A 12,025-nucleotide genomic window follows, 5' to 3' on the forward strand; every position below is an offset into this window, starting at 1 on the left:
TCTACAAAACTTAGTTTGCGATCAGCGTGCCTTCTTGCTCACCCATCACCACGCGGCGAAGTGAGCCAGGCTTGTTCATGTTGAACACGCGAATAGGCATACCATGGTCACGAGCCAAGGTAAATGCTGCAAGGTCCATTACCTTCAGTTCTTTTTCAAGAACATCTTGATAGCTAAGCTTATCATAAAGCGTTGCGTCTGGGTTTTTAACTGGATCTTCTGTGAACACGCCATCAACTTTCGTTGCTTTTAGTACCACGTCCGCTTCGATCTCGATACCGCGTAGACACGCTGCAGAGTCCGTCGTGAAGAATGGGTTACCGGTACCTGCAGAGAAAATCACTACACGACCTTGGCGAAGCTGACTGATCGCGTCTGCCCAGTTGTAGTTATCACACACGCCGTTTAGCGGAATTGCAGACATCACTCGAGCGTTCACATAGGCACGGTGTAGCGCATCACGCATTGCCAAACCGTTCATTACGGTTGCTAGCATACCCATGTGGTCGCCCACAACTCGGTTCATACCTGCTTCTGCCAGGCCAGCACCGCGGAACAAGTTACCGCCACCGATAACCAGGCCTACCTGTACACCGAGTTCAATCAATTCTTTGATTTCTTGAGCCATACGGTCAAGAACTTGTGCGTCAATACCAAAACCTTCACTGCCCTGCAGTGCTTCCCCACTGAGTTTAAGCAGAATACGTTGATAAGTCGGTTTAGGATTTGTGGTCATTAGTGATACCTTCCAGGCTTACTTTAGGATATGGAGTTGTAAAAAGACCGCAGCCTAGGCCACGGTCTTCTGAGAGCAATTCGCTAAGGATTAACCTTTCTGCGCAAGTGCTACTTCTTCAGCAAAGCTTAGGCCTGCTTGTTTCTCGATACCTTCACCAACTTCTAGGCGAACGAAAGTAGAAACAGAAGCGCCAGCTTCTTTAAGTACGTCACCAACAGTTTTCTTAGGTTCCATGATGAATGGCTGACCAGTTAGAGAAACTTCGCCAGTGAACTTCTTCATGCGGCCTTCAACCATCTTCTCAGCGATTTCTTGAGGCTTGCCTTCGTTCATCGCGATCTCAACCTGAACTTCGCGCTCTTTAGCAACAACTTCAGCTGGAACGTCAGATGGGTTTACGTATTCTGGCTTAGAAGCAGCTACGTGCATAGCGATGTGCTTCAGAGTTTCTGCGTCGCCGTTACCAGCAACAACTACACCGATACGCTCGCCGTGACGGTAAGTAGCAACCTGCTCACCTGCAACGTACTGTACGCGACGGATAGAGATGTTCTCACCGATCTTAGATACAAGAGCAACACGTGCTTCTTCGAAGTGAGCTTGAAGTGCTTCGATCTCAACTTTGTTTGCTACAGCGTATTCTGCAACTTCAGTTGCGAATGCAACGAAGTTACCGTCTTTAGCAACGAAGTCTGTCTGGCAGTTAACTTCTAGAAGTGCAGTTACACCTTGACCTTCTTTAATGAAGATTGCGCCTTCAGCAGCTACGTTGCCTGCTTTCTTAGCAGCTTTAGCAGCACCGCTCTTACGCATGTTTTCGATCGCTAGCTCGATGTCAGCGTTCGCTTCAACAAGCGCTTTTTTACATTCCATCATGCCTGCGCCAGTACGTTCACGCAGTTCTTTAACTAGGGCAGCTGTAACTGTTGCCATTGTTATATCCTCAGTTTTGAATACTTGGTGTAAAAATCAGGGGCCATGATCGGCCCCTGGTAACCATTCTTAGTTTACACAAGGTAACTTAAGATGCTCGAAGGAGCCGGCTATTATTCAGCTTCTACGAAACCGTCTTGCTCAGCTTGAGCAACGATGTCTTGGTTACGAGCTTCAGTTACAGTTTGAGCTACAGCACCAGTGTAAAGCTGGATTGCACGGATTGCGTCATCGTTACCTGGGATAACGAAGTCAACGCCGTCTGGGTTAGAGTTAGTATCTACTACTGCAAATACTGGGATACCCAGGTTGTTAGCTTCTTTAATTGCAATGTGCTCGTGATCAGCATCGATTACGAACATAGCGTCTGGTAGGCCGCCCATGTTCTTGATACCGCCAAGAGACTTCTCAAGCTTTTCCATTTCACGAGTGCGCATTAGCGCTTCTTTCTTGGTTAGCTTGTCGAAAGTACCGTCAGTAGACTGAACTTCAAGATCTTTTAGACGCTTGATTGACTGGCGAACAGTTTTCCAGTTAGTCAGCATACCACCCAACCAACGGTTGTTTACGTAGTACTGATCACAGCTTACTGCTGCTTCTTTGATTGATTCGCTGGCTGCACGCTTAGTACCAACGAAAAGTACTTTACCTTTGCGAGCTGCAATCTTGTTGATTTCAGCTAGCGCTTCGTTGAACATTGGTACAGTTTGCTCAAGGTTGATGATGTGTACGCGGTTACGAGCACCGAAGATGAATGGCTTCATCTTTGGGTTCCAGTAACGAGTTTGGTGACCAAAGTGTACACCAGCCTTAAGCATGTCGCGCATTGATACAGTTGCCATTGAATATTCCTCTATGGGGTTAGGCGTCCACATATCCCACCTTACCGACCCGTACAACCTCGCGAAAGATTGCCGAGCACCCCGGAAGATGTGCCGATATGTGTGAGTGATTAATAAAAGTTTAGTTGTAATATGAATAACTGAATCGAAACCCAATTACCCAATTACGGCGCGCTTTATACCATATTTCGTTAACTGAAATCCAGTCCAATTCGTTGCACACAGATCAAACCCAGTTTCCATCTTGCGCCCTCACTGTTACCATATAAGCAAGATAAAACCGTCAATGCAGAGAAGATTGAATGAGCATCAAGATCAAAACGGCTGAAGAAATTGAAAAAATGCGCGCTGCGGGTCGTTTGGCAGCTGAAGTGCTGGAAATGATTGAACCGCACATCAAAGAGGGCGTGACGACGGAAGAGCTAAACAAAATCTGTCACGAGTTTACCCTAGAGAAAGGGGCTTACTCCGCACCGCTTGATTATCACGGCTTCCCGAAATCTATCTGTACCTCGATCAACCACATCATTTGTCACGGTATTCCGGCTGAGCAAGATGAGATGGGCAGCCACGGCATGACCAAGCCAGCTGTACTGAAGAACGGTGACATCATCAACGTCGATATCACAGTGATCATCCCGAACGATCCAAACGCCGATCTGAGCGTGCGTCCGGAAGGTTACCACGGTGATACCTCTAAGATGTTCTTCGTAGGCGAAGTATCTCCAGCTGACAAACGTCTGTGCCGCGTGACCCAAGATGCCCTTTACGAAGGTATGCGTCAGGTGAAACCAGGTGCAACCGTGGGTGATATCGGTACCGCGATTGAAAAATTCATCAAAGCCAACAACAAGAAAAACCCACTACAGAAATACTCTATCGTGAAAGATTTCTGTGGCCACGGCATTGGTTTTGAGTTCCACGAAGAGCCACAAGTGGTGCACTACCGCAACAGCGACCGCACCAAGCTAAAAGCCGGCATGTGTTTCACCATCGAGCCGATGATCAACGCGGGCCGCTTTGGCTGTACCGTAGATTCAGCGGATGACTGGACGGTGTACACCGCAGATGGCAAGAAATCGGCGCAGTACGAGCACACCATCGTTGTAACAGACACCGGTTGTGAAGTATTGACCCTGCGCAGCGACGACACCATTCCTCGTCACATGCACAACTAAGACTGCGTTCACGCAACCTCCTTCTAAAGCCGGCAGCCGTTGCCGGCTTTTTTTTGCTCGATGGCTCCCAAGCTGACGGAACCGTGTTAGGGTTATAGCACGCGTTTATGATTCTGCACGGACAGCTATGAGCACACCGACGACCCTCGATTCGACCGCCCTCTCCGACCCGTTTGCCCCCGAGCAACTGCGTGAGGCGCTTGACCATTTCAGCCTGGTTCAGAAAAGCCAATTTCTGGCCCATATTCCTATTGCCCAATTAGTCGAAGCCCGCGCCCACTATATTGATCGTTTATTAGAACGGTTATGGCAGCATTTCGGCCTCGACCAGCACCCGACGCTGGCGTTGGTGGCGGTCGGCGGCTACGGGCGCGGTGAGCTGCATCCGCTCTCGGACGTCGATATCTTGGTTCTCAGCCTGGAGCCAGTCGATGAGCCGACCGGCACCCTGATCAGCACCTTCCTGACCTTGTTGTGGGATCTCAAGCTGGATGTCGGCCACAGTGTACGCACCTTAGACGAATGCATTGAGATCGGCATGCGCGATCTCACCGTCGCCACCAATTTACAAGAAGCCCGCTGGCTGTGTGGCCATCACGACACCTTCCTGCAATTGGAAGAGCGTCTGAACGACGGTAACTTCTGGCCGAGTGACACCTTTTTTCAGGCCAAAATGGACGAGCAAAAAGCCCGCCATGCCCGTTACCATGACACCACCTATAACCTTGAGCCGGACATCAAATCGAGCCCGGGCGGCCTGCGTGACATTCATACCCTCAGTTGGATCGCCCGTCGCCATTTCGGGGCCACCAGCTTGCTGGAAATGAGCCGCTTTGGGTTTCTGACGGATGCGGAATACCGGGAGTTGGTGGAATGTCAGGACTCGCTGTGGCGCATCCGTTTTGCCCTGCACAGTGAGCTGCGTCGCTACGATAACCGCCTGACCTTTGGTCATCAGGCCTCGGTGGCCGAACTGCTGGGTTATACCGGTGAAGGCAACCGACCGGTAGAAACCATGATGAAAGATTTCTACCGCACCCTGCGCCGCGTGGCTGAGCTGAACAAAATGCTGCTGCAATTGTTTGATCAGGCCATTCTCAACAAAGGTGCCGCCCCTGATCCGATTGAGCTGGATGACGACTTCCAACTGCGTGGCACCCTCATCGAAGCCACGAAACCCGCATTGTTTCAGGCCCGTCCGGAAACCATTCTCGACATGTTCCTGCACATTGCCCGTAATGCTGAGATTGAAGGCATTGCCGCGCCGACCTTGCGTCAACTGCGCACGGCCCGCCGTCGCCTGAATCGCTTTTTGGTCGATATTCCGGAAGCGCGGGAAAAATTCATGCAGCTGGTTCGCCAGCCCAACTGTTTGCAGCGCGCGTTTCGTCTGATGCACCGCCACGGCGTACTGTCGACCTACCTGCCGCAATGGAGCCAGATCGTCGGCCAGATGCAGTTTGATCTGTTCCATGTCTACACCGTCGATGAGCACACGGTGCGCTTGGTCAAAAACCTCAACAAGTTCAACGATACCGCCAACCGCGACCGTCACCCGATCTGCTGTGAGGTCTACCCGCGCGTCAGCAAGAAAGAGATTTTGATCCTGGCGGCCATTTTCCATGACATTGCCAAAGGCCGAGGGGGCGATCACTCCGAACTGGGCGGGGTCGATGCCTATGATTTCTGTTTGCAACATGGCCTGTCCAAACCGGAAGCCAATTTGGTCAAATGGCTGGTCAATCAGCACTTGCTGATGTCCGTAACCGCGCAACGCCGTGATATTTACGATCCGGAAGTGATCACCGCCTTTGCCAAAGAAGTGCGCGATGAAGAGCGTCTTGACCACCTGATCTGCCTCACGGTGGCAGACATCTGTGCGACCAACCAGGAGTTGTGGAACAGCTGGAAACGCACCTTGCTGGCCGAGTTGTATTACTCCACCCAAAAAGCCCTGCGCCGTGGACTGGAAAACCCGCCCGATATGCGCGAGCGTATTCGCCACAACCAGCACATGGCCTCCGCCTTATTGCGCAGTGAAGGCTTTACGCCACGTGACATCGAAGTGTTATGGCAGCGCTTTAAGGCCGATTACTTCCTGCGTCACACCCACAAACAAATCGCCTGGCATGCCTCGGCAATACTCACCCATGACGATCACGATAAACCGCTGATCCTGCTCAGTGAAAAACCGACCCGTGGCGGCACAGAAGTGTTTGTGTACTGCAAAGACAAAGCCAAGCTGTTTGCCGTGGTAGTGTCGGAGCTGGATAAGAAAAACCTCAGCGTGCATGATGCACAGGTCATGACCAGCAAAGACGGTTATGCGCTGGATACCTTCATGGTGCTTGACCCGTCCGGCAAAGCCCTGAGCGAAAACCGCCACCCGAGCGTGCGCCGCGCGTTAGTCAGTGCCCTGACCCACATGAAGTCTGAACGCAAGAAAAAACGCGCGCCGCACAAGTTGCAGCATTTCAATGTGAAAACCACAGTGGACTTCCTGCCGACCAAATCCGGCAAGAAGACCATGATTGAGTTGGTCGCGTTAGACATGCCGGGGCTACTGGCCCGGGTCGGCTCGGTGTTTGCCCGTCAGGGGATCAGCTTACAAGCCGCGAAAATCACCACCATTGGAGAGCGAGCGGAAGACTTTTTCATTGTCACCAATAGCACCGGTGAACAACTCAATGAAGAGCAGCAGGTGCAACTGCGAGAAGCGCTGATCAGTCGTCTCGACAAGGATAAAAACACCGACAAGGGCAAGGACAGCAAAAAAGACGGCAAGAAATAACCTGCCATCAAGCAGTAGCTAAAACAACAACAGCAGTAACGAAAAAGTACCGTGTCGTAAAAACACAAAAGGCGAGCCACTTCACGAGCTCGCCTTTTCTTTATCTGCTCATGGGGCATGAGCTAATGGCTTAGGACACAATCACGCCGCCGACGGGGTCGCCCAGGTTTGCACCCACGGCATCACCACTTCCAGCGCATCAAAGTTTACGCAGGCATCCACATCTAACCGTGGGGCAAGCGGCTTGGCCTGCAGTTCAAGCAGTAAGCGTTCAAACTGACGACCGGCGCCACAATAGCGTTCCTCGCCGTAACTGGAATCGCCCATCCCCACCACACCAAAGCGCAGGTTAGGCACTTGCGGCAAGGTGTCTTCCAACGCTTGGAACATGGGCAAGGCATTCTCCGGGATCTCCCCTTGCCCGGTGGTTGACGTGATCACCAGCGCAATATCCTGTTGGTACTGGAGAAACTCTTCCGAAGTCGGGATATCAAACACGGTGACTTCATGGCCTTCACCATTCAGATAATCGGCCACTGCGTGGGCCACATCTTCTGCCCCGCCGTATACCGATCCCACAAAAATACCGATTTTAGCCATATCAACTCCCTCTTGATGACATGCAATAATCATAGTCTTTATACGGCGCAAGAACCGCGACCGATGATCCGTTTTATTATTCCACTGCTAAACTCATTTATACGCTTTTTACTGTAAGGACACAGGATGCAGCATATTCGGGTTTTTGATTCTTTACGCGGAATAATGGCGCTGTGGGTGGCTCTGGTACATACCCTGATGAGCGTCGGCATTTATATCCCCGCCTCCATCAATAAAATCGTTAATGTGACCTATGCCGTCGATGTCTTTATTATTTTAAGCGGCTTTGTGATTTTTGCATTACTGCATTATAGCCAAGAAAACTACCGGGGATTTATTACGCGGCGCGCCTTTCGTCTTTTTCCGGCGTACCTTGTGGCGCTGGCGATTTCCGCCCTCACCCTGTCTTGGCAAATTGACCTTTGGAGCACCTTTGCGACGGAGGGGCGCTATTGGACAGGGCGTGCGATGACACTGACAGATACACAGAATGATTTCACCGCGCACCTGCTGACCCATCTGGTTCTGCTGCAAGGGCTGTTCAATGGATTACTGCCATCCAGCGATTTTACATTTTTAGAGCCGGCCTGGAGTTTGTCTCTTGAGTGGCAGTTTTATTTATTGGCGCCAGTTATTTTTGTTGCTGCCCAACAAAGGAAATTACGCACGCTGTGCTTACTCGCTTTATTTTCAGCCGCCCTATATGGCGCACCGGGCAGTGGTTTCCTGTCTAATCAAATCCATTATTTCCTTGTGGGTATTTTGTCTTTTTATTTGTACCTCTTTATTCAAAAGCACCAATTAACCGTGATTCCTGTCTATTTATTGTTTGTCTGCTTAACGCTCAAAAATATTCCCATGGCGACCTGGTTCTTATTCTTTTCGATGGCGACGTTCTCCAATCCTTTGTTCTCACGACTCAAGCGTTTTTTTGAGCTCGGCGTGTTTCATTATATTGGTCAACGTTCCTACTCCATTTATGTCTTCCACACGTTATTGATTTACCCTGCCTTTTTACTCGTCGGAGACATTTCAACCCTCGCTGGAAAAATAACGGTGATCGCCCTCACCATGCTCTTCACCCTCATCACTTCCCACTTCACCTATCAGTTCATTGAACTGCCCGGCATACAACTCGGGCGTAAGCTTGCCAAAAAGATGCAGCAACCTACGCCCGTTCCCAGTGGTTAAATGTTGTCAGCGGGCACCAACAGTGACGGTGCCCAGTCAAAGGCGGCCATCACGCGCTGCCAGGTATCATCCACCGAGGCGCGAATATCTAACGTCTCGCCTGTCACTGGGTGCGCCAGTTGCAAACGCGAGGCATGCAGCATCAGACGATGACAGTCAAAATTGTCACGGAACATACGGTTATGACGACCGTCACCGTGGTTCACATCGCCAATGATGTGGTGGCTCAAATGGTGCATATGACGACGCAACTGGTGCTTACGGCCGGTTTCCGGCTGCATTTCTACCAAGGTGTAACGACTGGTCGCATAGCGTCCCACCGGAATGGCGGTTTCGACTTTGGCCAGCGGCGCGTACGCGGTAACTGCAGGCTGCGCCTCTTTGTCCTGAGCTGCGCGTTTATCGGCAATTTTGTCCAGCTCTTCTTTGAGCGGGTAATCCAATACTGCCGCTTCCTTCACCCAGCCACGCACGACGGCATGGTAGGTTTTCTTCACATCACGACCGGCAAACTTTGGCATCATCAGGGCAGCAGTTTCACTCGACAAAGCAAACAACAACACCCCGGAGGTCGGGCGATCTAACCGATGGAGCGGAAACACATGCTGACCGATCTGATCGCGCAGCGTCTGCATCACAAAACGGGTTTCGTGACGGTCTAACCACGAACGGTGTACCAACATGCCAGCGGGTTTATTGACGGCCACTAAATGCGCGTCACGGTATAAGATCTCCAGTTCCACAGGCTGTGCCTGTTCCACTGTCTGGTCGAGATCGTTAGGGATTTCATTGGCCATAAATTTACTGCTCAAATAACTGATCAATTTCACGGGTCACAGCCAGTACACTATCGCACCCCGCCTGCATTTTCATCGCTTCTTCAATATAGGGCGAAATGGAAAAAGCGGCCGGTAACGGCAACTGTGCCTGTACGAGCTGCCCCATTTTCGGAATAAAAATCCACTGCAACCATTGCGTGCATGACAAGGTATCAATGGCAAAAGGTTCTGTGCTCTGTAACGCGGCGCGACTTGGCGGCGTGGTTTCCCACAGATCATGCGCCTGCATCACCGCTTCCAGTTGTGCCAGCAATTGCTGACATTGGCGGTATCGATCCACCGTCTTCTCCCTTTCGGTTCTCATTCATTGGCTGTCGGCGCCTCTTGGGTCTGATTTAAAACAGATGACCGCAGCATGTGGCGACGGAGCATACCACCTTGCAGACCATCTCCCAACCCGGCCGATGCGCGGGCATGGCTTCACGCGGAAAGATCGTTATATACTGAAGCCCTGAAGTAAGGAGCAAAGAGACTGCCCATGGAGACATTTCACACGCTGACCCAGTTGCTTGACAACGCGGGCTGCCAATACCAAATTTACGATTTAGGTCGCCGCGTTAACGCGATCGATATCGACCAATTCAAAGCGGTTGAAGACAATCGCCAGCCGTATCCATGGCCTCTGCAACAACATGCCAACCTGTCCATTGCGTTCTGGCAAGCAGATCAAGCGCCGTGGATCTGGTTTCTGCGCCTGCCCCTGGATGAACGCGGCCTGTTGAAACAAGCGGCCGTCGGTGGCTTTATTCAATATGTGATTGAAGCGATGGGTGCGACACTGAACCGTACACCGACAGAAGCGGAACAAGAGAAACTCGCGGCCAACCCGTTCACCTTCAAACCCAACGACGACAAGATGGCGATGTTCCACGCTCAGTTGCGCCAGCAATTGCACTTGCCAGCCAGTCACTACTACGAGCATGCGCAGCATTACCTCACGGGCACATTAGGTTGGGAGCAATGGCAAGGCGTGGGTCTGCAAGGCTTGGCCGATGTGTGCGCACGCCTGAAGCAAGAAAACAACACCACATTGGTGCGCAAAGCCATTAATCATCTGCCGATGACTCCGCTGTATGCACTGTTAGGCTGCTTGGAGCATTGCACCCTGCCAGAAAGCCTGACGCAGCGTATGGTTGAACGTCTGAACGATGAACAAGCGGTAGAAACACCGGATCTGTTTTTGTTGGCGGCCTTAGTCCGAGCCTTGTCCGGCGCACCGACAGCCACATTGCGTGATACCCTGAAAAAGGTATTAAGCACACCGTCACTGTGCCACCCGGAATTACTGGTGGCGATTGCGGGGCGTTGCTGGAATGGCTTGGCGGACAATGACATGGCCAGCCTGTTTTTACTTCGCTTGGCACAAACCCAAGATCAAACGCTGTTTAATCAGCTGTTTGCGGATTTGGTGATGCTGCCGGTCCTGCGTGGGATCATGTTGCAAGTGCTACATGGTCAGGCCAGCCCGGAATTAATGACGGCCATCGCACGTCTGCAACAACAGACCCACAATAAGCCAGCCTAAACCCCGTGTCAGCCCGTCGCTGCTTATCCTCTTGTCAGGCACGGGCTCACACAGACACGCGTCTGGTGACACTGACCGTCAGCGCATGCAATAAAAGGAAAACATCTCGACATGGAAAACCTGTTCGGCATTTTACTGTTAGCCATTGCGGGCTACCTGTTCTGGCAACAGCGACGACAAACGGAGCTTGCACAAGCCTTTATCCATCAACGCTGTCAGCAGATGGGTCTGCAACTGCTAAATACCGCCCGTGGCGCCCATCAATGGCGTGATGCGCAAGGCCGCTGGTATTGGCATACCTTATATTGGTTCGAATTTTCCGCCGATGGGATTGATGCCTATCAAGGGCATTTGGTGATGCGCGGCTTTCGACCAGCCAGTTGGCATATTCCGCCACATCGCATGCCGGAGTGATCATCGACACAGAGGGGCTTAAGCTGCGTGGCGAATAAAAACAAAGAGGAAGAAAGAAGAGACGGGCGTGAGGTGTTTTAGGCCCATAAAAGAACGGGCGCAACTTGCGTTGCGCCCTTAGGTCTTACATGCAGCAATCCCGCTACGATGGTGCTCCCTGCATCATTCCGTTGACAGCTGACATCCTTCAGCATCGTCCTTTTTTACTTCATCCTGAAGTGTTCCATTGGCCTTCCTGACCCGTCAGTGCATCCTGTCCTGACTCTCTTCGACCTTCCTGGCGGTGTCCCTGACTTCCTTCTTCCTGAAGTGGTCCTTGTGTCATCCTGACGCGTAAACATCCTGTTTACTGCTTAGCCGTTCCTCGGCCATCCCTTCACAGTCCATGTTCGATATACCATCCTAGTACACCGGTCTCATCCTGAGACTCCCCACATCCTTGGGGCTTTCCTGTTCCGTTCCGTCAGTTCCTTCCGACACCAATAAGATTACGCTTTTCCCTCGCAGAAAAAAGACAGAAAAAGAAAACTTTTTCACATCTTGTCATTACCACTCACATCACACATACACAAAACCTTTTAAAACAGAGCTTTACATGATTAAAGAGAGAAATATCAGTAGTTAAAAGAGAGAATATCCCACACGCTTGTGAGAGATCTCGCACAAGCCATCGGGACAGATGGGATATCACACTAAAAAGGGCGTAATACGCAGAATAAAAAGAGGAGACAAAAAGCACACAAATAGTGCACTACAGCCGCAAAAAGTGGGAAATAAAACAGGGGGTACGAGATGCGAGATGCGAGATGCGAGATGCGAGATGCGAGATGCGAGATGCGAGATGCGAGATGCGAGATGCGAGAAAATAGCCCGATAAAAGAACGGGCGCAACATCCGTTGCGCCCTTAGGTCTTACATGCAGCTATCCCGCTACGATGGCGCTCCCTGCCTGACATCCCTGCATGAATCTGTG

At 51.2% G+C, this 12,025-nt stretch carries 11 protein-coding genes; 5 read left to right on the forward strand and 6 right to left on the reverse strand.

The genetic code is table 11. The features are described from left to right. Positions 1-10 precede the first annotated feature (10 nt). The 3 genes from pyrH to rpsB all read right to left on the reverse strand — a co-directional run bounded on the left by pyrH (position 11) and on the right by rpsB (position 2,514). Positions 11-736 carry a UMP kinase gene (pyrH, locus tag ABT58_RS18085; RefSeq protein WP_047875850.1) on the reverse strand — a complete coding sequence of 242 codons (726 nt, stop codon included), beginning with the start codon at positions 734-736 and terminating at the stop codon, positions 11-13. A 90-nt stretch (positions 737-826) separates the two neighbouring features. Further along, positions 827-1,672, reverse strand: coding sequence for a translation elongation factor Ts (gene tsf / locus ABT58_RS18090; protein ID WP_047875851.1), 846 nt, complete (start codon positions 1,670-1,672; stop codon positions 827-829). 113 nt (positions 1,673-1,785) lie between these two features. Beyond that, a complete protein-coding gene (gene rpsB, locus ABT58_RS18095; RefSeq protein ID WP_047875852.1) occupies positions 1,786-2,514 on the reverse strand; it encodes a 30S ribosomal protein S2 in 729 nt (242 codons plus the stop codon). A 302-nt stretch (positions 2,515-2,816) separates the two neighbouring features. On the opposite strand from rpsB, the gene map reads away from it, so the two are divergent. Then, positions 2,817-3,692, forward strand: a complete 876-nt coding sequence (gene map / locus ABT58_RS18100; protein WP_047875853.1) for a type I methionyl aminopeptidase — start codon at positions 2,817-2,819, stop codon at positions 3,690-3,692. 127 nt (positions 3,693-3,819) lie between these two features. Continuing rightward, positions 3,820-6,483, forward strand: a complete 2,664-nt coding sequence (glnD, locus tag ABT58_RS18105; RefSeq protein ID WP_047875854.1) for a bifunctional uridylyltransferase/uridylyl-removing protein GlnD — start codon at positions 3,820-3,822, stop codon at positions 6,481-6,483. 141 nt (positions 6,484-6,624) lie between these two features. Here the strand turns inward: glnD and ABT58_RS18110 are convergent, their stop codons facing one another. Beyond that, a complete protein-coding gene (locus ABT58_RS18110) occupies positions 6,625-7,083 on the reverse strand; it encodes a flavodoxin (protein WP_047875855.1) in 459 nt (152 codons plus the stop codon). A 126-nt stretch (positions 7,084-7,209) separates the two neighbouring features. Between ABT58_RS18110 and ABT58_RS18115 the strand changes: the two genes are divergently transcribed. After that, positions 7,210-8,274, forward strand: coding sequence for an acyltransferase family protein (locus tag ABT58_RS18115; protein ID WP_082211153.1), 1,065 nt, complete (start codon positions 7,210-7,212; stop codon positions 8,272-8,274). Here ABT58_RS18115 and truC read toward each other — a convergent pair. Both truC and ABT58_RS18125 read right to left on the reverse strand, forming a co-directional pair. After that, positions 8,271-9,071: a tRNA pseudouridine(65) synthase TruC gene (gene truC, locus ABT58_RS18120; protein WP_047875857.1), complete on the reverse strand. Its 801-nt coding sequence runs from the start codon at positions 9,069-9,071 to the stop codon at positions 8,271-8,273. The two genes, ABT58_RS18115 and truC, sit on opposite strands and share 4 nt — an antisense overlap. Before the next feature lie 4 nt (positions 9,072-9,075). Beyond that, positions 9,076-9,393 carry a YqcC family protein gene (locus ABT58_RS18125; protein ID WP_047875858.1) on the reverse strand — a complete coding sequence of 106 codons (318 nt, stop codon included), beginning with the start codon at positions 9,391-9,393 and terminating at the stop codon, positions 9,076-9,078. Between the two features lie 198 nt (positions 9,394-9,591). Between ABT58_RS18125 and ABT58_RS18130 the strand changes: the two genes are divergently transcribed. Together ABT58_RS18130 and ABT58_RS18135 are read left to right on the forward strand one after the other, a co-directional pair. Then, a complete protein-coding gene (locus tag ABT58_RS18130) occupies positions 9,592-10,638 on the forward strand; it encodes a DUF3549 family protein (RefSeq protein WP_047875859.1) in 1,047 nt (348 codons plus the stop codon). A 111-nt stretch (positions 10,639-10,749) separates the two neighbouring features. Next, positions 10,750-11,052 carry a DUF3301 domain-containing protein gene (locus ABT58_RS18135; protein WP_047875860.1) on the forward strand — a complete coding sequence of 101 codons (303 nt, stop codon included), beginning with the start codon at positions 10,750-10,752 and terminating at the stop codon, positions 11,050-11,052. Positions 11,053-12,025: the final 973 nt, after the last annotated feature.

The sequence above is a fragment of the Photobacterium aphoticum genome (assembly GCF_001029435.1).
GTDB classification, from domain to species: Bacteria; Pseudomonadota; Gammaproteobacteria; order Enterobacterales; family Vibrionaceae; genus Photobacterium; species Photobacterium aphoticum.